This is a genomic window from uncultured Sulfitobacter sp. (genome assembly GCF_947497275.1).
Lineage (GTDB): Bacteria > Pseudomonadota > Alphaproteobacteria > Rhodobacterales > Rhodobacteraceae > Sulfitobacter.
In genome coordinates, this window is record NZ_CANMFS010000001.1 from 1 (window position 1) to 26,300 (window position 26,300).

30 protein-coding genes and 1 pseudogene are annotated in these 26,300 nt (G+C 59.6%); 8 read left to right on the forward strand and 23 right to left on the reverse strand.

The annotated features are described in order from the left end of the window. Positions 1-78 (forward strand): annotated as a pseudogene (locus Q1A06_RS00005) (transposase); the annotation flags it as partial. Between the two features lie 100 nt (positions 79-178). Here the strand turns inward: Q1A06_RS00005 and Q1A06_RS20975 are convergent. Then, positions 179-322 carry a hypothetical protein gene (locus tag Q1A06_RS20975; protein WP_366523472.1) on the reverse strand — a complete coding sequence of 48 codons (144 nt, stop codon included), beginning with the start codon at positions 320-322 and terminating at the stop codon, positions 179-181. A gap of 17 nt (positions 323-339) precedes the next feature. On the opposite strand from Q1A06_RS20975, the gene Q1A06_RS20980 reads away from it, so the two are divergent. Together Q1A06_RS20980 and Q1A06_RS20985 are read left to right on the forward strand one after the other, a co-directional pair. Then, positions 340-522, forward strand: coding sequence for an ATP-binding protein (locus tag Q1A06_RS20980; RefSeq protein ID WP_366523473.1), 183 nt, complete (start codon positions 340-342; stop codon positions 520-522). A 72-nt stretch (positions 523-594) separates the two neighbouring features. Further along, the gene (locus tag Q1A06_RS20985) at positions 595-900 is read left to right on the forward strand and encodes an ATP-binding protein (RefSeq protein ID WP_366523485.1); all 306 of its coding nucleotides are present in this window, start codon (positions 595-597) and stop codon (positions 898-900) included. 23 nt (positions 901-923) lie between these two features. Here Q1A06_RS20985 and Q1A06_RS00015 read toward each other — a convergent pair whose 3' ends face one another. Continuing rightward, positions 924-1,052 (reverse strand): hypothetical protein, encoded by a 129-nt coding sequence (locus Q1A06_RS00015; protein ID WP_299557355.1) that lies wholly within the window; start codon positions 1,050-1,052, stop codon positions 924-926. Between the two features lie 649 nt (positions 1,053-1,701). Between Q1A06_RS00015 and Q1A06_RS00020 the strand changes: the two genes are divergently transcribed. Continuing rightward, positions 1,702-2,289 carry an MOSC domain-containing protein gene (locus tag Q1A06_RS00020; RefSeq protein ID WP_299557358.1) on the forward strand — a complete coding sequence of 196 codons (588 nt, stop codon included), beginning with the start codon at positions 1,702-1,704 and terminating at the stop codon, positions 2,287-2,289. Positions 2,290-2,298: 9 nt separating this feature from the next. Here the strand turns inward: Q1A06_RS00020 and Q1A06_RS00025 are convergent, their stop codons facing one another. Continuing rightward, on the reverse strand, positions 2,299-2,424 hold the full coding sequence (locus Q1A06_RS00025; protein ID WP_299557361.1) for a hypothetical protein: 126 nt from the start codon (positions 2,422-2,424) through the stop codon (positions 2,299-2,301). A 446-nt stretch (positions 2,425-2,870) separates the two neighbouring features. Here Q1A06_RS00025 and Q1A06_RS00030 point away from each other — a divergent pair, with 446 nt between their 5' ends. Both Q1A06_RS00030 and folD read left to right on the forward strand, forming a co-directional pair. Next, on the forward strand, positions 2,871-4,547 hold the full coding sequence (locus Q1A06_RS00030; RefSeq protein WP_299557363.1) for a formate--tetrahydrofolate ligase: 1,677 nt from the start codon (positions 2,871-2,873) through the stop codon (positions 4,545-4,547). A 94-nt stretch (positions 4,548-4,641) separates the two neighbouring features. Then, the gene (gene folD / locus Q1A06_RS00035) at positions 4,642-5,544 is read left to right on the forward strand and encodes a bifunctional methylenetetrahydrofolate dehydrogenase/methenyltetrahydrofolate cyclohydrolase FolD (protein WP_299557366.1); all 903 of its coding nucleotides are present in this window, start codon (positions 4,642-4,644) and stop codon (positions 5,542-5,544) included. Here the strand turns inward: folD and Q1A06_RS00040 are convergent. Further along, on the reverse strand, positions 5,533-5,931 hold the full coding sequence (locus Q1A06_RS00040) for a DUF2306 domain-containing protein (protein WP_299557369.1): 399 nt from the start codon (positions 5,929-5,931) through the stop codon (positions 5,533-5,535). The genes folD and Q1A06_RS00040 overlap by 12 nt on opposite strands. A 113-nt stretch (positions 5,932-6,044) precedes the next feature. Here Q1A06_RS00040 and Q1A06_RS00045 point away from each other — a divergent pair, with 113 nt between their 5' ends. Continuing rightward, positions 6,045-6,770 carry a LytTR family DNA-binding domain-containing protein gene (locus Q1A06_RS00045; protein WP_299557372.1) on the forward strand — a complete coding sequence of 242 codons (726 nt, stop codon included), beginning with the start codon at positions 6,045-6,047 and terminating at the stop codon, positions 6,768-6,770. A 7-nt stretch (positions 6,771-6,777) separates the two neighbouring features. Here Q1A06_RS00045 and Q1A06_RS00050 read toward each other — a convergent pair whose 3' ends face one another. The 16 genes from Q1A06_RS00050 to Q1A06_RS00125 all read right to left on the reverse strand — a co-directional run bounded on the left by Q1A06_RS00050 (position 6,778) and on the right by Q1A06_RS00125 (position 22,950). Beyond that, positions 6,778-7,197, reverse strand: a complete 420-nt coding sequence (locus Q1A06_RS00050; RefSeq protein ID WP_299557375.1) for a PaaI family thioesterase — start codon at positions 7,195-7,197, stop codon at positions 6,778-6,780. A 3-nt stretch (positions 7,198-7,200) separates the two neighbouring features. Continuing rightward, positions 7,201-7,863, reverse strand: coding sequence for a ligase-associated DNA damage response endonuclease PdeM (gene pdeM, locus Q1A06_RS00055; protein ID WP_299557378.1), 663 nt, complete (start codon positions 7,861-7,863; stop codon positions 7,201-7,203). A gap of 47 nt (positions 7,864-7,910) precedes the next feature. Continuing rightward, on the reverse strand, positions 7,911-10,364 hold the full coding sequence (locus Q1A06_RS00060) for a ligase-associated DNA damage response DEXH box helicase (protein WP_299557381.1): 2,454 nt from the start codon (positions 10,362-10,364) through the stop codon (positions 7,911-7,913). 429 nt (positions 10,365-10,793) lie between these two features. Further along, positions 10,794-12,101, reverse strand: coding sequence for an ATPase (locus Q1A06_RS00065; protein ID WP_299557384.1), 1,308 nt, complete (start codon positions 12,099-12,101; stop codon positions 10,794-10,796). A 66-nt stretch (positions 12,102-12,167) separates the two neighbouring features. Further along, a complete protein-coding gene (locus Q1A06_RS00070) occupies positions 12,168-12,662 on the reverse strand; it encodes a prepilin peptidase (RefSeq protein ID WP_299557387.1) in 495 nt (164 codons plus the stop codon). A gap of 3 nt (positions 12,663-12,665) precedes the next feature. Next, positions 12,666-13,514, reverse strand: a complete 849-nt coding sequence (locus Q1A06_RS00075) for a tetratricopeptide repeat protein (protein WP_299557390.1) — start codon at positions 13,512-13,514, stop codon at positions 12,666-12,668. A 71-nt stretch (positions 13,515-13,585) separates the two neighbouring features. Further along, positions 13,586-14,167: a tetratricopeptide repeat protein gene (locus Q1A06_RS00080; protein ID WP_299557393.1), complete on the reverse strand. Its 582-nt coding sequence runs from the start codon at positions 14,165-14,167 to the stop codon at positions 13,586-13,588. Further along, positions 14,167-15,156 carry a type II secretion system F family protein gene (locus Q1A06_RS00085; RefSeq protein ID WP_299557396.1) on the reverse strand — a complete coding sequence of 330 codons (990 nt, stop codon included), beginning with the start codon at positions 15,154-15,156 and terminating at the stop codon, positions 14,167-14,169. Before Q1A06_RS00085 ends, Q1A06_RS00080 begins: the two co-directional genes overlap by 1 nt. A 15-nt stretch (positions 15,157-15,171) precedes the next feature. Then, the gene (locus Q1A06_RS00090) at positions 15,172-16,134 is read right to left on the reverse strand and encodes a type II secretion system F family protein (protein ID WP_299557399.1); all 963 of its coding nucleotides are present in this window, start codon (positions 16,132-16,134) and stop codon (positions 15,172-15,174) included. A gap of 12 nt (positions 16,135-16,146) precedes the next feature. Then, complete coding sequence (locus tag Q1A06_RS00095) at positions 16,147-17,583, reverse strand: CpaF family protein (RefSeq protein WP_299557402.1); 1,437 nt, start codon at positions 17,581-17,583, stop codon at positions 16,147-16,149. A gap of 24 nt (positions 17,584-17,607) precedes the next feature. Beyond that, entirely contained in the window at positions 17,608-18,849 is a 1,242-nt protein-coding gene (locus tag Q1A06_RS00100; RefSeq protein WP_299557406.1) for an AAA family ATPase, read from the reverse strand. A 275-nt stretch (positions 18,850-19,124) separates the two neighbouring features. Further along, a complete protein-coding gene (locus Q1A06_RS00105; protein WP_299558830.1) occupies positions 19,125-19,823 on the reverse strand; it encodes an OmpA family protein in 699 nt (232 codons plus the stop codon). Then, positions 19,810-21,249 (reverse strand): type II and III secretion system protein family protein, encoded by a 1,440-nt coding sequence (locus Q1A06_RS00110; protein WP_299557409.1) that lies wholly within the window; start codon positions 21,247-21,249, stop codon positions 19,810-19,812. Before Q1A06_RS00110 ends, Q1A06_RS00105 begins: the two co-directional genes overlap by 14 nt. A gap of 218 nt (positions 21,250-21,467) precedes the next feature. Further along, positions 21,468-22,316: a Flp pilus assembly protein CpaB gene (gene cpaB / locus Q1A06_RS00115; protein WP_299557412.1), complete on the reverse strand. Its 849-nt coding sequence runs from the start codon at positions 22,314-22,316 to the stop codon at positions 21,468-21,470. A gap of 128 nt (positions 22,317-22,444) precedes the next feature. Then, a complete protein-coding gene (locus tag Q1A06_RS00120; RefSeq protein ID WP_299557415.1) occupies positions 22,445-22,642 on the reverse strand; it encodes a hypothetical protein in 198 nt (65 codons plus the stop codon). Between the two features lie 107 nt (positions 22,643-22,749). After that, the gene (locus Q1A06_RS00125) at positions 22,750-22,950 is read right to left on the reverse strand and encodes a hypothetical protein (RefSeq protein WP_299557418.1); all 201 of its coding nucleotides are present in this window, start codon (positions 22,948-22,950) and stop codon (positions 22,750-22,752) included. A gap of 359 nt (positions 22,951-23,309) precedes the next feature. Here Q1A06_RS00125 and Q1A06_RS00130 point away from each other — a divergent pair, with 359 nt between their 5' ends. Beyond that, positions 23,310-24,140 (forward strand): lytic transglycosylase domain-containing protein, encoded by an 831-nt coding sequence (locus tag Q1A06_RS00130; RefSeq protein ID WP_299557421.1) that lies wholly within the window; start codon positions 23,310-23,312, stop codon positions 24,138-24,140. A gap of 64 nt (positions 24,141-24,204) precedes the next feature. On the opposite strand, the gene Q1A06_RS00135 is transcribed toward Q1A06_RS00130, so the two are convergent. From Q1A06_RS00135 to Q1A06_RS00145, 3 genes are all read right to left on the reverse strand, one after another. Further along, the gene (locus tag Q1A06_RS00135) at positions 24,205-24,825 is read right to left on the reverse strand and encodes a 3-oxoacid CoA-transferase subunit B (protein ID WP_299557424.1); all 621 of its coding nucleotides are present in this window, start codon (positions 24,823-24,825) and stop codon (positions 24,205-24,207) included. A gap of 2 nt (positions 24,826-24,827) precedes the next feature. After that, positions 24,828-25,532: a CoA transferase subunit A gene (locus Q1A06_RS00140; RefSeq protein WP_299557427.1), complete on the reverse strand. Its 705-nt coding sequence runs from the start codon at positions 25,530-25,532 to the stop codon at positions 24,828-24,830. Positions 25,533-25,632: 100 nt separating this feature from the next. Next, positions 25,633-26,199, reverse strand: a complete 567-nt coding sequence (locus Q1A06_RS00145; RefSeq protein WP_299557430.1) for a L,D-transpeptidase — start codon at positions 26,197-26,199, stop codon at positions 25,633-25,635. Positions 26,200-26,300 lie beyond the last annotated feature (101 nt).

Consider the following 26,300-nt stretch of genomic DNA (forward strand, 5'->3'; position numbering starts at 1 on the left):
TACATCGCAAAATACTGGGACGGGCTTTGCCTGTTTCTGGCAGATGGGCGCATCGAGATGGACAATAACGTGGTCGAACTACGCTTCGAAGTGTTTAGGCTGTCAAAACGGTGGAAGCCGAAAAAGACGATCAACTGATCAACGTGGGGCCAAAGCACCGCTTACTGCTTTCCGTGTGTTAGGTGCCTCCCAGGCTGCGGCAAGGCGTCATGATCCTGCGCGCCTTTGGCGCGATGCCGCCATTGTCATCATGCTGCGCAGCTTGAGGATGCGGGGCATGGCGCAGGCCGTCGGCGATCTCATCGGACAGGGGCACCTGCATTCGATGCAGCCGTCTCCATGCTCTCACAATTGCTCGAGGCGGAAATGGCCGAACGGGAGGTGCGTTCCATTGCCTGCCAAATGAAGGCCGCCCGCTTTCCGGCTGACAAGGATCTGTCTGGCTTTGACTTCGCTGCCAGCAAGATCAACGAAGCCTCGTGCGCCGACTACACCGATGTGAGGTCATGGAGGCCGCAGTGAATTCGGTCTTGATCGGCGTGCCTGGCACTGCAAAAAAACCTGGGCAAGGCTGGAAAGATCGCTGAGGCACCGATCAAAACGGACCTCGTGATACTGGATGAGTTGGGTTACCCGCCGTTCAGCACATCCAAGCGGCGCGCTGCTGTTCCAGCTTTCGAGCAAGCCCTACGAGCGCATCAGTGTGATCCTCACACCCAATCTCGCCTTCAGCGAATGTGCGAGGGTGTTCGGGGTGCCAAAATAACCACTGCACGGCTCGACCGGCTTCCCTACCGCTACCACATTCCCGAAACAGACAATGACAGTTATCGCTTCAAAGCCAGGTCCGAGATTGCGAAACAGAAACGAAAGGAGAAACCACCATCGTCCACATCATAACGACAAAGCGGGTCAATTCCCGGTCACAATCCCAGATCAGTTTTCTGTGACATTCTACAGGGAAAGGCCTTGTTCAGCACGAAGATCCCACTGTAGATGTAGCTCACGCCGATTTGGTTCGCGGTGTCGATGTCAGTTAGAGCACGGCTCATCTTCGCGATGCTGTCGCCGTTAAGGATACACCTCAGGATGCTGACGTTGTCGCTTAACCCTTTTTTCGCTTGGTACCGAGATCCGAGCGTCGGGCTTGTCTTTGCAGGGGCGGTGTATGATCCGAAGTCCTGACGGCTTCGCCTTTATGCAGTTGCTATCTGCTGCCAGCTTTCCGTGCGTGCCATTAAAGATGAACTCGTCGGAGTTCTCGAGACACCGCGCGTCGCAGGCTTCTTCGCCGCGCTAGTGACCACACTCATAGAACGGTCATTATCCCAACTGACTGGGTCGCTGGCGTATTCGAAGACCTCCAAAATACATCGAAATGAAGCTTTTTGACCATACAATCTCCGATCTTTCGGTGTTGATCGGTCAAGATAGCCGCTAGGACCGAATGGGATGTTGGCAGTTTTTCTTATCGACGAAGTCCCGGAACGATTTTTCTGCTTGCTGTTGCGGCGAGACAAGCTTGCGCAACCTGTGTAAACAGCCCCGAAAAACATGCTCTTTAAACCAAATTTCTACCAAGATATTACTTGGTAGGCGCCGCAGTTGTATCTCAAAACCCGGAATGAGCCAGCTATATGCGCGGGGTCTTTTCTTTTTCGGCTCCCGCGCGCAAGCTGTCGAAACGAATTGGAGACTGCCATGCCAGCCCTTGTCCCGACAGATTACTACGCGACAGTGACGTGGCTGGGTGTCGTTCCCGACCGCGCAGCCGGTCTGTCTGCCCGTGCCCAAGACACCCTTGATCTGCGGTTCGCCGGGCCGGAGGGGGAAGACCACGGTGGTCTGACGCGTCCCTCGTGCAGCCGCGTCCTGTCGCAGCATCCGCGTGGCACGCCCATTCGCAATACCCGTCAGCTTTGCGTGATGAGCGCCGAGGAGATTGCGGCCATTGCTGCCGAGATGGGGGTGGACGCCCTCGATCCTTCCCGTCTCGGTGCGACGATGGTGCTTCGCGGAATCAGTGATTTCACCCACCTGCCGCCTTCTTCGCGGCTTCAGGGACCGTCCGGCGCGACCATCGTGGTCGACATGGAAAACCACCCCTGCGTCCTGCCCGCGCGTGAGATTGAGCTGGACATGCCCGGCTATGGCAAGGCGTTCAAGTCGGCGGCCAAGGGCCGTCGCGGCGTTACCGCGTGGGTCGAACGCGAGGGCATGGTCGCCGTGGATGAGCGTTTGCGGCTCCATGTTCCCGAGCAACGGGGCTGGACCCCGCAGATGCTTTGAGTGGGAACGTTACTGCTGAATGCTCTCGCAATAGCGCGCCAGATCAATGAGGGCTTTCGGCGTCGGAATGATATCTCCGGACGTCGACACGTTGTCGACCATCGTTCCGCCAAATTGGGGGCCGAATTTCGGCATCCCGTCAAATTGGTGGCGTCCCTTTCATCCGTCGCGCCGCGCCTTAACGTCTAACATAGGGGAACATGCCGCCGTTGTGCTGGCTGAGCAGGGTCAGATCGACCGAACCGCGGCGAATTCAGCGTCATCTTGGGCGGTGGCGACCTTGGCGGCGACCAGTGTGGTTCTGCGGAAAATGGAAGATTTTCGGGACTGTTGATGCGTTCCAAAATGGGTCACACGGTGCCGCAGATCAACGCTTTCGGGCCAATTGCACGCAGGATCGGAGTCGCCGATCAGTGCGTACGGACGGGTCTGTACACGGGCAGCCGTTTCTTAAACGAAACCGGCGGCGCCTGTCACGCCGCAACGCGCTCTGAAAATGTCGTAATCCAGACCTGCGCATCTGGTCGGGACTTGTATGCATCCGCTAGAACGTGCCGTACCGGCATCAAACGGGGATCATCATGGCTTTCAAGACTGACATTCAAATTGCGCGTGAAGCGTCCAAGAAACCGATCCAGGAGATCGGTGCCAGGCTTGGGATCTCCTCGGACGATCTGCTTCCCTACGGGCACGACAAGGCGAAGATCAGCCAAGGCTTCATCAACTCCGTTCAGGACCGTACCGACGGCAAGCTGATCCTTGTAACTGCGATTAATCCGACCCCGGCGGGAGAGGGCAAGACCACCACGACGGTGGGTCTGGGCGACGGTCTCAACCGCATTGGCAAGAACGCCTGCGTCTGCATCCGCGAGGCCTCGCTTGGCCCCAACTTCGGCATGAAGGGCGGTGCCGCGGGCGGTGGCTATGCGCAGGTCGTGCCGATGGAAGAGATGAACCTGCACTTTACCGGCGATTTCCACGCGATCACCAGCGCGCATAATCTGCTGAGTGCTATGATCGACAACCACGTCTACTGGGGCAACGAGTTGGAGATCGACACTCGTCGCGTCGTCTGGCGCCGGGTTGTCGATATGAACGATCGCGCGCTGCGCCAGATCACCGCGTCGCTGGGCGGTGTGTCCAACGGCTTCCCGCGCGAGGCGGGCTTTGACATCACCGTTGCTTCCGAGGTGATGGCGATCCTGTGCCTTGCGAAAAACCTCGATGATTTGCAAGAGCGTTTGGGTGCGATGATCGTCGCACACCGGCGTGACCGCTCTCCGGTCTACTGCCGCGACATCAAGGCGGACGGCGCGATGACCGTTTTGCTGAAAGATGCGATGCAGCCCAACCTTGTGCAGACGCTGGAAAATAACCCTGCGTTTGTGCACGGCGGTCCCTTCGCCAACATTGCCCACGGGTGCAATTCCGTGATTGCGACGACGACGGCGCTGAAGCTGGCGGATTACGTTGTGACCGAAGCCGGTTTCGGGGCCGATCTGGGGGCTGAGAAGTTCCTGAACATCAAATGCCGCAAGGCAGGGATCGCGCCCTCCGCCGTGGTGATCGTGGCGACCGTGCGCGCGATGAAAATGAATGGCGGCGTGGCCAAGGCCGATCTGGCCGCCGAGAATGTCGATGCGGTCAAGCACGGCTGTGCGAACCTCGGGCGTCATATCGAGAACGTCAAATCCTTCGGTGTGCCGGTGGTCGTGGCGATCAATCATTTCGTCACCGACACCGATGCCGAAGTGCAGGCGATCAAGGATTTTGTAGCCTCGCAAGGATCCGAAGCGGTACTGTCCCGCCACTGGGAACTTGGCTCGGAAGGGTCCGCGGATCTTGCAACGAAGGTTGTCGAGACCATCGAGAAGGGCGAGGCGAATTTCGCGCCGATCTATCCCGACGATATGTCGCTTGCCGACAAGATCAACACGATCGCAACGAAGATCTACCGCGCGGACGGTGCGCAGATCGACCAGAAGATCCTCAACCAGTTGAAAGATTGGGAAGAGCAGGGCTACGGGCAGTTGCCGGTCTGCATGGCAAAGACGCAGTACAGCTTTACCACCGACCCCGAGCGGCGCGGCGCGCCAACGGGATTCACCGTACCGGTCCGCGAAGTGCGCCTGTCAGCCGGTGCAGGTTTCGTCGTCGCGATCTGCGGCGAGATCATGACGATGCCGGGTCTGCCCCGCAAGCCGTCAGCGGAGAATATCAAACTGAACGCGGACGGCGACGTCGAGGGCTTGTTCTGAGCGGAACCGCATCGCACAAGCGGGGCAGGGCATACGCTTGGCCCCGCACGCGGTTTTTGGCGCGAATGTATTTCGAAGAAAGGGAACACCCCAGATGACGGCAACATTGATTGATGGCAAGGCTTTCGCGGCGAAGGTACGGGCCCAGGTGGCAGAGCACGTCACCCGGCTGAAGACCGATCATGCGATCACACCCGGTCTGGCCGTCGTTCTGGTGGGCGAAGATCCGGCCAGTCAGGTCTATGTTCGCTCCAAACGCAAGATGACCACGGAAGTGGGGATGAAATCGGTCGAGCACAGACTGGACGCCGAGACCGCCGAGGCGGATCTTCTGGCGCTGATCGACACGCTCAACACCGATCCGGAGATACACGGCATTCTCGTTCAGCTGCCACTGCCAAAACACCTGAACGAAGATCTGGTCATCAATGCCATCGACCCGGCCAAGGATGTGGACGGATTCCACATCTCGAACGTCGGACTGTTGGGAACGGGACAGAAAAGCATGGTGCCCTGTACGCCGCTGGGCTGTCTGATGATGCTGCGCGAACACCACGGGTCGATCTCGGGGTTGGATGCGGTGGTAATCGGGCGTTCGAACATCGTGGGCAAGCCGATGGCGCAGCTTTTGCTGAACGACAGCGCCACCGTGACAATCGCGCACAGCCGCACTAAGGAGCTGGCCGATGTAGTGCGCCGTGCCGATATCGTGGTGGCGGCCGTGGGGCGCCCGCAAATGGTGCCGGGCGACTGGATCAAGCCGGGTGCTACGGTCATCGACGTCGGCATAAACCGTCTCGACGCGCCGGAGAAGGGCGAAGGCAAGACCAGGCTGGTCGGCGACGTAGATTTCGACAGCTGCGCCGCCGTGGCGGGGGCGATCACACCGGTGCCGGGAGGTGTCGGCCCGATGACCATCGCATGTCTTCTAGCCAACACCGTTACCGCCTGCTGTCGCGCCAACGGATTGCCTGAGCCCGAGGGCCTAACCGCCTGAAACGATGGTGTGCATGACACGTCCGGGAGCGAAGGTGAACGCCCCAGCCACCACCAGCGCGCCGAAGATCAGGAACCGCATCTGGCGCCGGTGTGCCGCGATCCGCCCCGCGCGGGCATGGCCCACAGCGGTTAGCAGTGTCCACAGCGTGACCAGAGACAACAGATGGATCGGGCTGAACAACCCCACCACGCGCAATTCATGTATCCAGAAGCTGCTGACCGCGACGATCGCCATTGCGACCACCCATGCACGGCCCATCGCGCGGTGCATCGGACTGCCCTTGCATAGGGTGAGGATCGCGAGTGTCAGCGCCACGGCGCACAGGGCAAGCGCGGTGTGGATCTGGATGACGGCGGGGGCCTGTAACAGGGGATCAAGGGACATTGCGGGGCTCCGTTGTGTTTGACCGCTTTTTCATGGCAATCTCGTTGCGGTCGCGCCATTCGCTTTGCGCGGGTTGCCCGCACCATGCGTGAACGACAGGGATACTTCGCCGGATGCAGTCTACGCTTCGTGAACGACACCGTTGGGTGATGCCGCTGTCGATCTGGTGCCTGCTGATCGCGGCAGCCACCGTGGCGGGGCCGTTCGGCACGCTGGATCTGCTCAGTGCGCCGGTGCGCGGTCTCTACTGGTCTGGCATCGTTGGCGTTTCCATCGGGCTTAGCTATCTCGCCCTGACGGTTGCGCGGGGCCGGAGCGCCCTCGTGGGACTGGCGGTCTGGGGTGGTTTCGTGATCCTCTGCGCGACGTTCGTTCACGCGCTGAATGACCGGGTGTTCCTGGCTTGGGGCGGCCTGGCGGATTGGGCTTATCTGGCGGGTATCGTCGGCCTTGTGACCGCGCTGGTGCATCTGGTGATCTGCGTGGCAGGTCCGCGAACGGTTTCTGCAGACGTGCACCCCCCCGGCGATGCCACGTTCCAGCGCCGGTTGCCGTTGGAGGTGCGCGGTCCGTTGGTGCGGATCGAGGCGCAGGACCACTACCTCAATGTCGTGACGCAAAGGGGCAGTGCCCTTGTTCTGATGCGCCTTGGCGATGCGATTGATGAACTTCCACGCGAGAACGGCATGCAAGTGCACCGCTCACATTGGGTGGCGTTGGAAGCGATCGACGCACATCAGCGGATCAAAGGACGCGATTTTCTTGCGATGCGCGACGGTACGCAGGTGCCGATCAGCCGCAGTTACCGCGCGGCATCGAAGGCGGCGGGGCTGTTTTAAGCGGGCATCAGGCGGGCACCGGCACCATCGTGCCCTGAAGCACCGCGATCAATGTTGTGGTACCGTCCATCTCAGCATGGACTTCCGACGTGACGACGAACAACCGCTTGCCCGGTTTGACGACTTTGCCCGTCGCGATCAGGCGCTGGCCCCGTGCGGGGGCAATCAGATTGATCTTGATCTCTGCCGTAACGACCTCCTGGTCGAGCGGCAGATGCGTCAAAGCGGCATAGCCTGCCGCGCTGTCTCCTATCGAAAAGGTCAGCCCCGCATGGCCGAACCCCTGCTGTTGCCGGGTACCGGGCAGGATTGGGCACGCGATCCGCACCAGCCCTTTCTCGATCTCGATCACGTCCGCGCCAAATGTTTCCATCATGCTTTGTGCGGCAAAGCTCGATCGGATGCGGTCTGTTTCGGCGGGTGTCATAGGCTACCTCGGCATTGGAACGGCGACGGGAACGGGACCGGTGAGCACGGCTATCGCCTCGTCGCGCATCAGGGCCCCAAGCACCGGCGTCTGCGCGCGCAGACCACCAGTATAGGTCCCGTAGGCGGGCATGATTACGCGGTCGCTGTCAATCAGAAAGGCGGCGCGGGTGATGATCCGACCACGGGCATTTATGCTGGCCTTGGGATGGTAATGGCCCGAAATCTCGCCGCTCGCAGGCCCTTGGGCGATATGGCGAAACGTGAGCGGCGCCAGCGGCAGCTCGGCAAGATGGGTGCCGCCAACGTCGACCGGGCCGGGATCGTGATTGCCTTCAATCCAGACCCAGCGGCGACCGGCCTGAAGGCGCAGGATCCACTGGCGCTCGTCTTCGGGCAGCGCATCTGCGGACATAAGATCATCAAAGCTGTCGCCCAGACAGACCACCGTGCGCGCATGGCTTAGCGCCAGATCGGCAGCGAGGCGGGTAAGCGTATCGCGCGTGTCATAGGGCGGCAGGGACGCGCCGCCGCGCCGCGCGATCCGCTCGGATTTCCCGAGGTGCAGGTCGCTGACCACCAGCAACGATTCCTGCGGCCACCACAGCGCGCCGGAGGACAGCGCCTTGAGCGCGGCGCCCGCAATCGTGAAATCATATCCGTTCATGCGGCAGACATGGAACATCCCGTGAACAGCCGCAAGGGTTTTCGCGCCTAGAAACCAACCCGCCAGCGCGGTTTGGAGGCATCCGCCGGTGTGATCTGGGCGAGACCGGAGCTTTGCATCAGCCGGGCTGCCTCTTCCGCCAGCAGACGTTCCTCGGCCTCGCCCTTGACCGGAACCCGACCCATCTCGAGAAACAAAGGTGCCGAAAGCGGCGTTACACGTGGCAGCGTCAGATGGTCGATCCGCCCCCTGGTCCGCTCCAGCATTTCTTCGATCCGTCCGAAATCAACCAGACCGCGCAGTGCCTCCTCGCGGGTGATGTCGAGCATCAGATGCTCGGGGTCGTATTTCGTGAGCGTGTCGTACAGGATGTCCGAGCTGAACGTCGCCTGTCGCCCCGATTTGCGGGCCGAAGGGGTGTTGCGTTCGATCAGCCCGGCGATTGTCGCCGATGCACGAAACGTCCGTTTCATTACCGCATTTCCCGCCAGCCACGTCTCCAACCCGTCCTGCAATGCGTGCGGATCGAGCAGCGTTTCCGGGTCCGTGACGGGATCAAGGCCCCAGATCAGGGTCGCGTAATCGGTTGCCACAAATCCCAGGGGGTGCAGACCAAGCGCCTCCATCCGTTTAGTGAGCAACAGACCCAGTGTTTGTTGCCCGTTGCGACCGGCAAAGCCGTAGACGACCGTCTGCGCGCGCCGGTCGTGCGGAAAGCTCTCGATCAAAAGCCGGCCCGGTTGTGGCAACTGGCTTACCTCGCGTTGCAGGGCAAGCCATTTGGCGGTGTGGTCGGGCAATTCGGGCCATGCATCTTGGGTGAACATCCGCTGCACCCGCGCCGAAAGCTGAGTTGATGTCGCGAATTTGGTGCCCATGAAGGTCGCGATCCTCGGTTTTTTCGCGGCGTCGCGCGACACCTCGACCGTCATTTCGCGCAGACCTTCGTATTTGACGATCTGCCCGCCAATGAGGAAGGTGTCACCGGGGGTGAGCGTCGCGGCAAAACCTTCCTCGATCTCTCCCAGCGGTTTGCCACCCCGGTTGCGCTTCATCCGGACCTTGAGCGTGTCGGTGTCCTGAATGGTGCCGATGTTCATGCGTATGCGCTGCGCCGCGCGCGGATCGCGCAGCTGCCACAAACCGTCAGGCCGTTTGATCAGCCGTTGCCAGCGGTCATAGGCGCGCAGGGCGTAGCCACCCGTCGCACAGAAATCGAGACAGGCATCGAAAGCGGCCCGGCTCAGCGTGCTGTAGGCCCCGCAGGTCTTGATTTCGGAATACAGCACGGTTTCCTCGAAGGGCCCTGCACATGCGGTGATCAGTATGTGCTGGCACAGCACGTCACGCGGCCCCGGCCCGCGTGGGTCGCCGTCCAGCTCGCCGTCCAGAACGGCTTCCAAAGCCGCGACACATTCGACCACCTCGAAGCGGTTGGCAGGGACCAGCAACGCCTTGGAAGGCGCGTTGTAGCGGTGATTGGCGCGGCCAATGCGCTGGACCAGACGCTTGACGTTCTTTGGCGCACCGATCTGGATCACCAGATCCACGTCGCCCCAGTCGATTCCCAGATCGAGACTCCCGGTGCAGACGATGGCCCGCAATTCACCGCGCACCATCGCCCCCTCCACCCGTTCGCGCTGCTGACGGTCAAGCGATCCGTGGTGGATTCCAATAGGCAGAGCGTCGTCATTGGCAAGCCACAGATTATGAAAAAAGATCTCGGCCTGCGCGCGGGTATTGTGAAAGATCAGCGTCGTCTTGTGCTGTTTGACCTGTTCCAGAACCGCCGGGATGGCATAGGCCGCGCCCCCGCCGGACCAGGGCGGTGCCTCGTCTGTGCGTAGCATCGAAATGTCGGGGGCTGGGCCGGGATCGGCCTGCAGGATCTCGCAGGGATCGGGGTGACGCGCCATCAGATGCGCAATGGCGGTCGGATCTTCAACGGTGGCGGAAAGACCGACACGTTTTAGATCGGGGCAAATCGTTTGCAATCGCGCGAGAGCCAGCATCATCTGGTCGCCTCGCTTGGATTCAGCGAGGGCGTGAATTTCGTCGATCACGACCCGCTTGAGGCCTTTGAACATGCGCGGGGCATCATCGTAGGAGACGAGCAGGGCGAGGCTTTCGGGCGTTGTCAGAAAGATATGCGGCGGATCGGCGCGCTGGCGCTTGCGGCGGGTTGCCGTGGTGTCCCCGGTGCGTTCCTCTATGCGCACGGGCAAGCCCATTTCCGCAACCGGGGTTGTCAGGTTGCGTTTGATATCGGCGGCAAGCGCCTTGAGCGGTGAAATATAGAGTGTGTGCATGCCCTCGTGATCGCCATCGGCCAGATCGATCAAGGTCGGCAGAAATCCCGAAAGCGTTTTGCCGCCGCCTGTCGGTGCGATGAGCAATAGTGCCGGCGCATCCGCACGCTCCAACATCGCTTGCTGATGCGGGTGGATCGACCAGCCTTTGGCGGCGAACCAGGTTCTGAAAGTATCGGGAAGATCGGCCATGGGGGACTAGATAGCATTGGCGCCGATGGGGGCCAGCCCCCGTCTTCGCAAAGCGAAGCCTCCCCCGGGATATTTCTTGCCAACAGAAATATGTGAAGCCGCGAGTGGAAAAGAGCCACGATGTCGCGGTAAATGTGCTCGTGGCGCGGATCGTATGTGTTTGTGGTAGGCGTTCTGCTGATCCGGCTGGCGGAGCAGGCGTTTGCAGTGGTCCGATGGGTGAGAAGCGCCTTTGCGGTCTTTGGACCGGACGGGTGAACGCAAACGTGTAGGATCCGTGGCTCCGGGCCTGATAGCACGCTGATTTCTCGAGACCGTCATTGTGTACCTTGCAAGATCGAAATTCTGGAAAACATGTGCTGGGACCTCATCGCGAAGGCGATCCCATTTGTATTGACGGCGGGGCGTCGGTAGCCGGGTCGGTCCGCGCTATTTTACGATGTGTTCGTCCTTGACGAACATGTTGGCCCAGGCACGGTCCATCAATTCGGGGGACATTTGATAGGGGATGCCCTCGAATTCGCAGATCGCGATGATCTGATCTATAAGAAAGATCGGCTGATAATTGGCATAGATATTGTCGATCGTGGGATATTTGTTTTTCAACAGATGGATCAGGGTGGCCTCGTCGAGCGGCATCTTCCGCTTCTTTGCAACCATCGCGAAAATCTTGAGGAAATTAGCCTGGTCGGGGCCGTCGATCTTGATCTTGAAAAAGATGCGGCGCAGGGCGGCGGTGTCGAAGATCTCGTTCGGGTGGAAGTTCGTGGAAAAGATGACAAGCGTGTCGAACGGGACCTCGAACTTCTCGCCGGATTGTAGGGCGAGAATGTCCTTCGATTCTTCCAACGGGACGATCCAGCGGTTGACGATGCTCTGTGGTGGCTCTTTTTGCCGGCCAAGGTCATCGACGATGAAGATCCCGCCGGTGGATTTCAGCTGCAATGGGGCCTGATAGGTTTTGGCAGAGGGGTTGTAGACCAGATCGAGCATGTCGAGCGACAACTCGCCGCCGGTGATGACGGAAGGCCGCTCGCAGCATACGTACCGAGCGTCGAAACGGGTCACGCGGCGCAGGGACGTCGGGTCCTGTTCGGCGGCGGCGATTTCGTTGTGGACGATCGGATCGAATACAGTGATCACCTGGCTGGCGTATTCAATGGCGCGCGGGACATACACCTGATCTCCCAGCGCGTCGCGGATGCCGTTCGAAATTGAGGATTTGCCGTTGCCTGGGGGGCCGTACATGAGGATCGAGCGGCCTGCGGAGACGGCGGGGCCGAGGTGATCAAGCAAGCTGTCGGGCAAGATGAGGTGCCCCATCGCACCGGTCAACTGGGCGCGGGTGATCTGCATGTTGCGGACGGACTGGCGCTTGACCTGTTCCTTGTAGACCGACAGCGGCACAGGCATCGGCCCGAAATACTCGGATTGCGCCAGGGCGTCCAGCGCGCGCGCCTTGCCCGCATCCGTCAGCTGATAACCCATCTCGTTGCCGTTCTGCGCATTGAGCGTGCCTGTGGCCTCGAGTAACCGCTGCGTGCGGCACATGTCTACAAGTTCCTGTGTGACGGGGACTGGCAGGCAGATCGCGCGGCTCAGTTCGCTTACCATGTCCACGTTCTTGCGGAAGATGGTCTTGAGAAGAATATCGCGCATCATGACCAGCGGCAAACGCATGTCTTCCAGCGTCTTTGGCGGTGGCGGGGCAAGGACGGCATTGGTTGGGGCGTTCATTATTCTATCCCTCTGCTCTGAAACGGGTGGTGTTTCCCGATCCCTAGCGGATGAAAATGGCCTTAATCAGGCACCGTACATCAAACCAAGCGTCAAATAGAGCGCAAGTGTGGCACCCAGCGCGAGACCCATCGGAAATTTCTTGCCCTGGTCCCAGCTTGTCCAGTGCGGGGCGAGCCTGCGCAGGGGGGTGTGTTTGATGGTCTTGTGGGTAGCAACGGCGGCCAGTAGTGCCGCCATGAACAGAAACATCAGCAACCTCAGATCGCCGAGTGCGATAAAGGGCGCGGCTGCGGCGATGAATTTACTGTCGCCCGCACCCATCGCGCCTGCCGCATTGAGTACGAATCCGACAACGAGCACGACGATAAGACTGACCAGCCGCCAAAGGTAGTCCTCGAACGGCAGAGCGATCAGCCCGACGATGACGAAAACGCAGGCCAGCAAGATATTGGCGCCGTTCGTGATCTTCATCCGCGCCATATCGGTGTAGGCGACATAGAGACAGATCGGCAGCACGAAGGGCAGGAACCACGCAGCCGAGTAGACCGTAATCGTCACCGCTCAGCCTTCCAGTGCTGCGAGAGAACGCGATGCGGCCTCGAAGTGCTGGGGATGGGTGTCGATCGCTTCGCGCAACAATCCCTTGCCCGTTTCGACGTCGCCCTGTTTGATCGCCGACAGGGCCAAGGTGTGCAATAATTGCGCGCGTTCGGCCTGGTCCATCGGGATCACGGGCAGGGTGTAGTTGCGCTGAGCGCCGCGCGCCAAAACGAGGTTGTTCTTGGCGGTGAACAGCCCCGCATCCTGCGTGATTGCACTGGTGAACAAGCGTTCTGCATCCTTGTAGGCACCGCGTGTCAGCTTGGAATAGCCCCAGTTGTTCAGTACCGGGGCAGGTTCGGTGGTCAGGCCAACGGCGGTTTCGTAGAAACTGTCTGCCTTTTCCCACTGCTGTTTGCTGTCGGCAATGATCGCTTCGAGCCGGTAGCGGGCGAATGTCTCGTGAGTTGGTGGGATCGAGGTAAGCGTCTGCTCCGCCTTGGCCCAGTTGCCCGACCGGATCAGCGCATCGGCAAGCTCTACGCGGTCTGCGTCGGTGCGGGCGGGCAGGGCAACGGTACGCTCCCACGCGGCTGCGCCTTCATCGTAGCGTTTTGCGCGCATTAACGAGAGCGCGAGACCACGATTATGCTCGATCTTGCCGGGCTCTTCTTTCAGCACCCGCTGGAAGTAGATCACCGCCTCGTTCGGGTCCGCGACAGTCAGCATAACGTCGTTGAGGTTCGCGTCGTCGATGACGTTGACGTCCTGAAACGCACGTTCGACCGTTTCGTCGGCGGATTTTTCCGCACAGCCACTCAGAAACACGGCCCCTGCGAGGAGGGTGCTCAAAACATGGGGGTGGCGCATTTTTGCGTCCTTTTCCTGCTACTGCCTCGGCGGTGCTTTGGGCCTGAAAGGGCAAGGTGCCTATGTTTAGGTCACAATGCCTGTCGGATCACGAAATCCGCAGAACCACGGCGCACCAATTTATAATCTTGGTCATTCCCAGAAGCAGTACCAGAATTTTCGGATTTTTCGAGCGCTAATCGCAGATTGTCACGGATTGAGACACTTTCGCCATTGTCGAGCGCGAATGCCTTGCGAAATATCTGTGTTGCCTCGACATTTTTGCCACGTTCCATCAACACGACCCCGAGATTGTTCCAAATTTCCGGCTGTGTCGCGTCCCGCTGCACCGCGCGGCGCAATTGGGTTTCGGCTTGTCCCAACCGGCCCAGACCCAGATTGGCGGTGCCGATCCCCGACAGGATCTCTGCATCGACGGTGCCCCGGTCGATGGCCGCGCGGTTGAACGAACGGATCGCCAGTTCGTATTCGCCCGACGCCACCAGGCGGTGTCCGGTTTCCAGGTTGTCGGCGCCGGCTGCGCGCAAATCGACACCGGGCGCGTCCAGCCGTTCCGGCATTCGGGGGCCGAAGACGGATGTGCCAAGGCCGCCCGTAGAACAGGCGGCCAAAGCACAACACACAAACAGGTAGGGCAGAGCCCGTGACGTCATCAATTGCCTCCGGGGCCGCTCATTTCGCCCAGCTTGGCGATGCCCATTGCGGATGGCCCGACCAGAATGACCAGAAGGGGCGGAACCGTAAGCATCATAGTGGCGAGTGTCATCTTGGTTGGCAACTTGTTTGCGGCTTCTTCGGCGCGCATCACGCGTTTGTCGCGCATCTCGGCGGCATAGACCCTCAGGGCGTCTGCGATGGATGTGCCGAAGGCGGCAGATTGCACCAACACAGTCACAAAGGACGACACATCCTGTACCCCGCAACGGGTGCCCATGTCATTAAGCACGGTTACCTTGTCCTTACCGGCCTTCATCTCATAGGCCACGACTTCGAATTCGTCAGCGAGTGCCACATAGGATGCGCGCAACTCCGCGGCCACACGGACGATACATTGATCCAGCGATTGACCGGCTTCGACGCAGACCAGCATCATGTCGAGCGCATCCGGGAAACCTTGCTCGATCTGCTCCTTGCGCTCGGCGACGCGTCGCGTGATCCAGTATTTCGGCAGCCAGTATCCGACCGCGCCGGGGCCGAGTGTCCACATCATGGTCTTCTGGGTGCTCATGCCTTCGCCACCGCCGAGAAAGTTGATATAGACAACGCCGATCGTCAGACCCAGAAGGCCCAAGGCCATCTGCGCGAAATAGAACATGCGCACCGCATCGCGCGATTGATAGCCTGCCTGTCGCAATTCCAGCTGCTTCTGGCTCAACTCGGCCACGTCCTTGGGTTCGAGGAACGTCGCGAATTTTTGCAACTGGGCGTTGCCTTCCTTCTGGCGCAGGGCGGCTGGGGTTTCCAGATCGCCCTTGCGCGGCGCATTGGCACTGCGCTTGAACTTGTCGAGCGGATCTTCGGGCTGGTTCAACATCATGGCGACCGTCGCCAGCACAAGGACGACACCCAGCACGCCCAAAACGATGATCAGGCCGAAAGGGCCCAGAACACCGGAAACCTGTGTGTTGATCGAATTTAGCATAGCTGTCTGTGCCCTTTATACTTTGATGTTTGTGAGAACACGCATGACGACGAGATTTACCGCCAGAAAGATCCCGACGAAGAAGCAGGCGGGAATGAAATAGGGCGTTTCCTTCACATCGTCGTAGTAGTTCGGATCGGCGATGTTGATCACGATAAGCGCCATGACGGGAAATCCAGACAGGAACTTGCCGGACCATTTCGCCTCGGCCGTGATCGCCTTTACTCGGCGGAACAGGCGGAAGCGGGCGCGGATCACCTTGGCCAGACCGGCGAGGATTTCGGCCAGGTTGCCGCCCGATTGCTGCTGGATCGTGACGGCAACCGCGAGAAAGCGCAGATCCTGCATGTCCAGTCTTTCGGCCATATCCTTGAGCGCCTCGCCCACGTCACGGCCGTAAGCCGCTTCATCCGCGATGATGCCGAATTCGGAGGCCAGCGGGTCCTGGATCTCTTTCGAGACGATGGAAATCGCGTTGGAAAACGGATGGCCCACCCGCAGGGAGCGCACCATCAGTTCGACGGCGTCGGGCAGCTGTTCCTCGATCATCGACATCCGCTTGTTCGCCTTCATCGAAATCCACATGAATACGGCACCCACACCCATGCCGATGGACATGACGATGCGCACCGGCGGCTCTGTCGCGGTGCCGACCGTGAGACCCATGAAGATCACCACCGACAAACCCGCCATCACCAGGATCAATTGCTTGGGGGTAAAAGCGATCGCCGCCTTCTGTGCCTTTTCGGACAGCAGCGAGTAAAGCGGGATCGTCCGCGCGTTCATGTGCTGCTGCATTTCCTTGCGCAGCTTGTCCAGCACTTCCTCGCGGCGCTGACCTTTTTCGAGCATTTCGAGGCGGCGGTTCACGCGACTGTTGAGCGAGATGGATTTGCCGAAGGCCACCAGATACAGGCCCTCGACCAGCACCAGAACGCCGACGAAGATGAGACCGTAGATGATTGGTTCTGCGCTCATGGCAAGAATTCCTTATTGCGCCGCGATGGGCTCGTAGATGGACGACGGCAGATCATAGCCCCACATGCGGAAGCGTTCGGCATAGTGGCTGCGCACCCCGGTGGCGGTGAAATGGCCGATGATCTTGTTCTCTGGCGTGAGGCCCACGCGCTGATAGCGGAAGATCTCCTGCATGGAGATCACGTCGCCCTCCATGCCCGTAATCTCGGTAATCGACGTCATCCGGCGCGAGCCGTCCTGAAGGCGCGAGGCCTGTACGATGAGGTTCACAGCCGATGAGATCTGACTGCGCACGGCTTTGAGCGGCATTTCGATACCGGCCATGGCAATCATGTTTTCAAGACGGGACACACCGTCGCGGGCCGAGTTCGCGTGGATCGTCGTCATTGAGCCGTCGTGGCCGGTGTTCATGGCCTGAAGCATGTCGATGACCTCCTCGCCACGCGTTTCGCCCACAATGATACGGTCGGGGCGCATCCGCAGGGCGTTCTTGAGACAGTCGCGCGGGGAAACCTCGCCCTTGCCCTCGACGTTGGGCGGGCGGCTTTCCATCCGGCCTACGTGGGTCTGTTGCAGCTGAAGTTCCGCCGTGTCTTCGATGGTCAGGATGCGTTCGGCGTTGTCGATGAAGGATGACAGCGCGTTGAGCGTGGTTGTTTTGCCCGACCCGGTACCACCCGACACGATGATGTTGAGCCGCGTCGCAACAGCCGCCTGGAGATAGGCAGCCATTTCTTCGGTAAAGGCACCAAAGTTCACCAGATCGTCGATGCCCAGCTTGTCCTTTTTGAACTTCCGGATAGAGACGAGGCTGCCGTCGACCGCCACCGGCGGGACCATTGCGTTGAAACGTGATCCGTCTTTTAGGCGGGCGTCGACGTAAGGGTTGCTTTCATCGACACGGCGTCCAACCGCGCTGACGATCTTGTCGATGATCCGCAAAAGGTGGCGTTCATCCTTGAACGTAATGTCCGTCAGCTCCAGCTTGCCCGCGCGTTCGACAAAGATCTGCTGCGGGCCGTTTACGAGAATATCGTTGACACTCTCGTCCTTGAGCAACGTCTCCAACGGTCCCAGGCCTGTCACTTCGTCATACAGCTCGGAGTTGAGCGTCATGCGGTCCTCGCGGCTGAGCACAATGGATTTCTCCGCAAGCACTTCGGCGGCGATGCTGTTGATCTCCTGACGCAAATCCTGTTCGGTCGCATGTTCCAGAGCCGCAAGATTGAGGTTGTCGAGCAGGGAGCGGTGCAGCTCGAGCTTGATCTCGCTCATTCGCTGCTTGCGTTTGACTTCCTTGTCTATCGGCGAGGCTGCGGCAGGCTTTGCCGCACGTCGCATCGACGCCGGTTTGGGTTCCGAATCCGTTACCGGCGCAAGGGGGGTGACAATGGCGCTGGCCGCCGAATTCGCGGCAGCCGCATCAGTCTTCTTGTACTTCGAGAACATGGTACACTTCTTCCTGTAAGCGGTTTACGCCGCAGCGGCCTCATCGTCCTTGAGGGTGTGGATGGAGGCCGCCAGCTTGGCGATTTCCCGGCGCAACGGGCTTTTGGGGGCTGAAGAGGCAAGCGGCAGACCGTGATCATTGGCCTGCGTGATCGGCTTGCCGCCGTCGGGCAACTGGATATCGAGAGAGATCGACAGGCTTTCGGCCAGCCGCTTAACCCGGCTTTTTGCGCTCAGATCGGTAAACTTGGGTGCGCGGTTCAGGACATACCGGATCTTCTCGATCGGTAATTCCTCGGATTGCAGCGCGCGTTTGAAACGCAGGGCGTTCTGGGCAGAGCGCATGTCCAGCTCAAGCGTCGCAAAGTACAGATGTGCGGAGGTCAAAACCGTCTCGGACCATTGCACCAGCGTCGAAGGCATGTCGATCACGACATAGTCGAATTGGTCGCGGGCCATCTGAAGCACACGCGCGATGTCTTCAGAGCTTACCAGATCGAGGGGTAGCATATCACCGGGTGCGGTCAGTACATGCAACTTTTCGTCGTATGTCATCAACGCCTGGCCAAAGATCTCTTCGTCCATTCCCGCAGTGTCCGAGAGCATGTCATAGACGACTTCGCGCCGTGGCAGATCAAGGAAAGTCGAGACGGAGCCGTATTGCAGATCGAGATCGAGCAGACAGACGGACGGGCCGCCGGTCTTGCCCTGTGTTGCCAGTTCCCATGCGAGATTGACGGCGAGCGTCGTCGCACCCGTGCCACCGGCCAGACCGTGCACGACGATAACGGCACCGTCTTTCTTTGCGCCGGCCTTGATGTGATCGGCCCCGGTTCCTGTGGCTGTGGTCTGCGGGATTTTCGGGGCGCGAACGCGCTCGATCGCTTCGGCAAGTTCGCCTTCAGGCAGCGGGTAGGGGACAAATTCATCCGCGCCCTGGCGCAACAGGGAATGCAACGCGCCGGGTGTGACATCTTCGGCGATCAGGATCACCTTGATATCTCGGCTTTTGGCCTGGGTGATGATCTCGGCCATCAGCGGCAGATTGTCTTCGTCCGCAGCATCCAGCGCGAGCGCGATAAATTCCATCCCGTCCGCTTCTGGCTGGCTGAAGAAGGTCAATGCCTCTGTGAACCCCAGATCCCCCCAGCTTTCCCCGAGTACTGTTTCCATATCCTCGATCAAAAGGTCGAAATTCTGCACGTCGCGGCTCACGGTACAAGCGAGGATCGCGGCTTGATCGGGTTGTGGCATCGGGCTGCTCATCGGCTCGTATCCTTCTGTAAAAGGGATCAGAGCTGGTGCCCGCCGTATCGGCAGGCGCGGTTTTGCTCCGAAACCCCTCTTCCGGTGCTATGACCGGACGGAGTTATCTCGTTGCAAAATACATGGCATTGGTTTGGGGCGAGATTGGGGCCGAATTGCTTCGATTGTTGGGTATGATGAAACGATAGCCGACAATCGGAAGGATTGGTCAAAGCGGCGTCTGGCAAACACGTCGCGAAATCCGTGCCGGAATGGCATTGGATTTCGCGTGCGCTTTAGTTGCTGTCGAGCCCGGTAACGTCGCTGGAGGTCAGCTGGCTTTCGGGGACAGCACTCGCCACATAGTCGCGGTAGATGATTTGGGCATACTTGCCGTCCAGTACGGTGGGGTGGCGTTCGACGAAACCGGTGACTTCGGTCACCGTACGCCGGTTGCGCCGTTCCTGACCCTGGGTCACGACAAGCGGTTGCGTTTCGCCGAACGAAACAACCGCTTCCAGGCGGGCCCGGCTGATGCCGAGACCGGTAAGATAGGCGACAACGGCATTGGCGCGCTGCTGGCCCAGGACTTTATTGAAACGGTTCGATCCCACGGCGTCCGTGTGCCCGTACACGCGAAAGCGGACTTCGGGGAACTGGCGGATCCATCCGGCCTGCCGACGCAGAACCGCTTGGGCGGCGCCGTCGAGCTGTGCGGAGTTGAACGCGAAGTTGACGGTGCTCTCGACTTCGGCCGCAAAGCGGTTGGCCAGATCGAACGTGTATTGCCGTTCGCCCGTCATTACCATTCTGTTGTTCATGGTGGCATTGCCGAAGCTGCCGGTATCGACCAGTGCGCCTGCTTCTGAATGAAACTGGGTGTACACTTGGTCCGTACTGGAGGCGCAGCCGGCCAGTGCCAGCGCAGCGACCGACATACCGATTACACCAAGTTTTCTGGTCTTTGCGCTTTGCATCGTATCAATCCAGTACATAGCCATATGACCCGGTGAAATCCTGCTTGGCAACCTCTCCCGCGGCCCCTTGGCGCGGTGTGTGGGTGCCCGCAGCAGTCCGGCCATGCAGGAACAGATCTTTTTCTGTCGGCGGCTTGATGCGGTCAGTCGGCAGTGCAAGTGCTTCGCCGCGTGTGGGCGTGACCAGATGTGATGTGATGATGATCACCAGTTCGGTCTGGCTGCGCTGATAATCGGCGCTGCGGAACAGCGCGCCAAGCACCGGCACATCGCCGATCCAGGGCAACTGCGATGAATTGTCGGTGAAATCGTCTTGCAACAGACCCGCAATGGCAAAACTTTCTCCGTCGCGCATCTCGACCGTGGTCGAGGTTTCGCGGCGCGAGAAGGCGGCCACGCTGAAACCGCCGTCAAGCGTGATGCCGTTCGCCGGATCGATAGCGGAAACCGCAGCCTTCAGCTCCAGATTGACGAGATCCTTGTCCACGACCCGCGGAATAAAGGCCAGTTCGACCCCGAACGGCTTGAATTCGATGGATGTTCGCCCGTCGTCCTGCGCGACGGGGATCGGATATTCGCCCCCGGCCAAGAATTTCGCTTCTTGTCCCGACAGCGCGACAAGGTTCGGCTCCGCGAGAAAGCGGACCACGCCTTTTTGCTCAAGTGCTTCGAGCAGGATGCCGACTTGCGTCGAGCCCGCATTGAAACCGAACAGGATGGCGCCGTTATTCGTGTTTGTGGCCGGCAGGGCGCCGGAAATCGCGTTTGTGCGCTGACCACCTGTCGTCAGGGTGCCGCTGCCGCCGCGCACGCCGACATCGCTCCCGAGCGCGCCACCCAATGCCAGGGACGAGCTGAGTGATTTCGAAACAGAGCGTTGCATTTCGGCAAAGCGCACCTTCAGCATGACCTGCTGGATGCCACCGACGCTCATCAGATTTGATACCCGTTCGGGGGCATAGCGCTGCGCGAGATCCAGCGCACGCTGTAGCTTTTGCGTGGATGAGACCACGCCCGACAGGACGATCCCGTCGTTTGCCGACCGGACTTCGATGCGTTCACCGGGCAGGATCTGGCGCAGACGCTCCTTGAACTCTGACAGATCGGGGGTAACCTGAACCTCGACATTGGTGATCAGGCGGCCCGCCGCGTCGAACAGTGTAAGGGTTGTCGTACCCGGCGATTTGCCCAGAACATAGATCGTTCGGTCCGACAGCGACGAAAGATCGGCGATGCCCGGATTGGCGATGCTCAGCTCGGCAAAGGGCGTGTCACTTTCCACGACCACCGCACGGTTCAACGGCACGTTGAGTTTCGTACTGGTTCCGCTTTTCACCACGCGAAGTTGGTCAGCCTGCACACTGGACGGAAGAGTCACGCAAATTGCGGATGCACTCAGGGCAAACCCCAGAAGGGCTGCTTTTAGAAATCTATCAATTTTCATGTGACCTGCCTTTTTGATCACGCCTCAAAATAGGGTCTTGCTGCCCGTCGTTTGTATCACCCTGAGGGAAATTGATTTTTTTTGCAATAAACAATGGTGTCGCGGTCAAAGTTCGTGTGGACTAATGGCAACAGAGGCACAACGGCAAACACCGCACCCTTTGCGGGCGCGGCGACGTGGAACCTGTCTGTCATTGCGAGTACCGGGGTCTTGCTGCTTTAGTTGGTGCAGGGAATAGGCAGGTTGACCACCTCGGCGCCCCTACGGGTGCGAATGGTACAGACCTTTTCTTCCGGCGCTGCAGGTGCTTTTGCCTCATCGACGATGCCCAGCAGGTCTTTCTGGTTCACTTCGATTGTACCGGCGACGGTGTCGTCGCCGACGCCGACGAGCGACAGTGCAAGCCGCCCCGTGGTCTGGGCTTGCGCGAGAGCGGCAACCTGGTTGGGGCTGACGGCGACGGTAACGGTCCGCGCAATCATTGCGCCGTCCAAATCACCCGAGCGTTGGTCGACGGCGATCAACTGAATGCCTGTGTCGATAAGCTTGGTCACGTCAGTGCTGTTTTGCCCACCGCCGACACGGCCGGTCCAATAGACATCGACACGGTCACCGGGGCGCAAAAAGCCTGACACGCCGGACGACACGTCGACCTTTATCGCGAAGGCACGCATACCGCGTTCAAGCTGGGACGTCAGTCCCGCATCCTCGCCGGGAAGGGTAAGTTTGACCGCAAGCAATGCCTCATCCTTTTCGATCGGACGCAAAACAACGCGCAATTCATCAGTATTTTCAGGAAAAATCGAGACTTCGTTCTCAAAGCTGCCTTCGGGGATCGCCGTAACGGGAAAATCCACCGCGCGCACGTCGTCTTTTTCCAGTTTCTCACCGTATTTCAGCGCGCGCGCCGCGACGTAGACCGTCTGGGTGGGAACGATTTTCTGTTTTGCCGCCTCAGCGTTGGCGATGGCGGATTTGTACTGGCCGATCTGGTCCTTGGCGAGATACACCGCGCCGCCCGCAAGGGCGATGCCGACCAATAGCACGAGTCCGAATATCATACGCATGTTCGTGTTCCTCTTTAGTTCATGGTCCGGCACTGGCCGGATACTTCAATGACAATCATGCCGTGGGACTGTGGTTATTGTTTGACGGAACGACGAAAAGCTGGTGCCGAGCGCGAATTTTCGGCTGATTATTCGATGCCGGCCAATTCTTTTACGGTCGTGCTGTTCAGGTAGTCGCTGACGTTCCCGCTCACACTTTTGCTACCCTGATGAATAGCAGCGAACGAGGCGATAGCCAGACCGCAGACTGCTGCCGTCAGGACAACCCAATCGACCGTTACCGCGCCGTCTTCGTCTTTCAAAACTCTCTTGAACCGCGTTATCATGATAATTTCGCTCTCCTATGGATCTGCGTCGGTAAGACCGGAAATGAAAAAGGAGGCTGCATTCCATGCAGAACGCAGCCCCCCGAGGATAAGGTTCTTACAAGACCTTATTCTGTTGGTGCACCGATTGAACCAACGGTCTGTGTGCCCAAGAAGCTCGATGTGTTCGACGTCATGTTTTCCGCGCCGGTCTGGATGGAGCCGTATGCGGCAATCGCCAGACCAACAACTGCGGCTGTCAAAACAACCCAGTCAACTGTCACGGCGCCGGATTCGTCATTGCGGAAGTTTTTCAGAAATTTCATCATGGTAGTGTCCCTCCAAAGGATCAAATTGATTTCTAGTTCCAACCTTGCTCCGCTTCGTGACCCGCTCTCATTCAGGTCTGCGTCACTTGGTATGACGCTATATAGCCGGATGAATGGGGCATGAATTTGGCGGCGAATAAGACTTTTGCACCGTCAACTATTTTCTGGAACAGAATTTTACCAAGTATCTGGAAGTAAACGATATTTTAAAATTCACGTTTCCGAATTGGTTAAGGTCTGGGGCAGAAACACCTCGATTATGGCAAAATCGCCATTTTTGGATGCCGCATTTTGTGGCTTTTTGAACGAATTTGAGAGATGTTGCTCGGAAAAATACAAAATGAGCGAGAGCAGTTCGCATGAAAAATCCATTTGCACCCTTGATCCTCGGGGTGGTTGTTGCACTTGGCTGGCCTGCGGGTCAGATACGCGCCGACCTTCCGCCGCCGTTTCCCGATTTTTCCGCGAAATTCGTCAAGGTGCCCAAGGCGGGCGCTCGTTCGGGAAGCAAAGTCAGGATCAACCGTCCGAAATACGATCCGCCGGCAGTCGCGGCTCAGCCGGTGGCAATCGCGCCGTCGGGCAGTATAGCGCGCCCCAAAGCTGGACAGTATGACTGGTTCTGGACGGAAGTATCGCCCGAGGCCGCGCAATCGGGGCCGGGGCGGCTGGAGAAGGCGATGACTACGCTGGCCAGTGCCACGTCGCGGATCCCGGCACCGCGTATGCAACAGATGCAGGACATCGCCAAGGCACACGGTATAGACATTCTGCGCTCGACCATCGGCACACGGGTGTCACCGGCGCTCGCGCTCGCGGTGATTTCAGTTGAGTCGTCAGGCAAACCGGATGCGGTCAGCGGGGCAGGGGCGCAGGGCCTGATGCAGCTGATGCCCGATACAGCAAGCCGTTTCGGCGTGGACGACAGCCTGAAGGCCGATCAGAACATCGCCGGCGGGATCAAGTATCTCGACTGGTTGATGGGGGAGTTCGAAAGCGACCCGATCCTTGTACTGGCAGGATACAACGCCGGAGAGGGCTCTGTGCGCAAGCATGCGGGCGTGCCGCCCTTTGCGGAAACCCGCGACTACGTTCCCAAGGTGCTTGCCGCGTTTCAGGTCGCACGCGGCCTGTGCCAGACGCCGCCGCAGTTGATCTCGGACGGCTGCGTGTTCGCTGCGCTGAACTAGATTAGCGCGGGTGTCGTGCCCAAAGTGTCCGCGACAGCTTTGGGCACGTCTTTTCGTGCGGGGGTCAGACCAGCGTAGCGTCGGTCGCCGCGCGCAGTTCGTCTTCGGTGACGCCCTCGGCACATTCGACAATCCGCAACCCGCCCTCGACCACGTCGAGCACGCCGAGATTGGTGATGATCCGGTCGACGACACCCTTGCCGGTCAGCGGCAGGGTACATTCCTTGAGGACCTTGCTTTCGCCGTGCTTGTTGGCGTGGTCCATCACCACAATCACACGGCCCACGCCCGCGACTAGATCCATCGCACCGCCCATGCCCTTGACCAGCTTGCCGGGGATCATCCAGTTTGCCAGATCGCCGTTTTCCGCAACTTCCATTGCGCCCAGAATGGCCGCCGCGATCTTGCCGCCCCGGATCATACCAAAGGACATGGCACTGTCGAAATAGGCGGTGCGGTTCAGTTCGGTGATGGTCTGCTTTCCCGCGTTGATCAGGTCGGCATCCTCGTCGCCCTCGAACGGAAAGGGGCCCATGCCCAGCATGCCGTTCTCGGATTGCAGAGTGATGTCCTTGTCGCCCACATAGTTCGCCACCAGCGTCGGAATCCCGATGCCGAGGTTGACGTACATGCCGTCTTCAAGCTCTTGCGCGGCGCGTGCCGCCATTTGATTGCGATCCCACATGGTTATGCGCCTTCTTTCTGACGAACGGTGCGTTGTTCGATACGTTTCTCGTGATCGCCCTGGATGATGCGGTGCACGTAGATGCCAGGCAGGTGAATCGCGTCACCGTCCAGCGCGCCGCGCGGGACGATTTCCTCGACCTCGACGATACAGACCTTGCCGCACATCGCGGCGGGCGGGTTGAAGTTGCGCGCGGTCTTGCGAAAGATCAGGTTGCCGGTGTCGTCGGCCTTCCACGCCTTGACGATGGCCAGATCGGCAAAGATGCCCTCTTCGAGGATATAGTCCTCGCCACCGAAAGCCTTCACTTCCTTACCTTCCGCGATCTGCGTACCGACGCCGGTCTTGGTGTAGAAACCCGGGATGCCGCATCCTCCCGCGCGCATCCGTTCCGCCAAAGTCCCTTGCGGCGCGAATTCCAGCTCAAGCTCGCCCGACAGATACTGGCGCATGAATTCCTTGTTCTCGCCGACATAGGACGAGATCATTTTCTTCACTTGCTTGGTCTGCAACAGGATCCCGATCCCGAAGTCATCGACGCCTGCGTTGTTCGAGGCAAAGGTCAGATCCTTCACACCGGAATCGCGGATTGCGGCCAACAGCAATTCGGGAATACCACACAGGCCAAACCCCCCCGATGCGATCAACATGCCATCCGTCAGAACTCCGTCGAGAGCCTCGGCGGCGCTTCCATACACTTTCTTCATCAGATGGTGCTCCCCTTGTCTGTGAACCTTCGGGAGAGTTTGTGACGGGGCGTCACAGCCATGTCAATGCAATGCCGCAACGCGGCGGGTGCGGCCAAGCCTACAGAATACGGAACTGCGTTCCCACGGGAACAAGCGAAAAAAGCTCGGCGACCGCAGAGTTGGACAAGCCTATGCATCTATCGGAGGACGGTCGCACGATCTTGCGGGCGTCGTGGGCGCCGTGGATCAGATAATTGGCCCAGCCAAGATACATCACATGAGTGCCGAGCGGATTGGCGGGACCGGGCGGCCGGTATTTCAGATCCGGACTGCGCGCGACCATAGACGCGGTCGGGGGCCAGTCCGGGTCGACCTTCTTGCGGAACACCTGCGTGTATCCGTATTTGGCAAGCGCGTCGGTGCGGGGCACCGATGTCGGAAAGATCCGATGGGTGTGGCATCGCCACTCCAAAAAATGGCGCGTGCGGGACGTGATATCCGCGATAATGACCGCCCTACCCAACGTATCGAAATGATCGCGCCAATCCTGAGAGGTGAAGCTCATCACCTTGCGCCGGATGACCCTCCGAGAGCGGGTGCCTTCGGCGCGCAAGAGGGAGGGGGCCGCAATCGCGGCCCCCGCAACATTCAGAGGCTGTCGGCGAGAGAGTTGTGCGATGGACATCCTATCGTTTTCCGGTGCTCGATCTGGAACAGGATGACGGTCTACCGGCTGTCAGGGAAGCGCGGGCTGCGGCGCTTGCGGCGTTTCTTGCGTCACTGCGA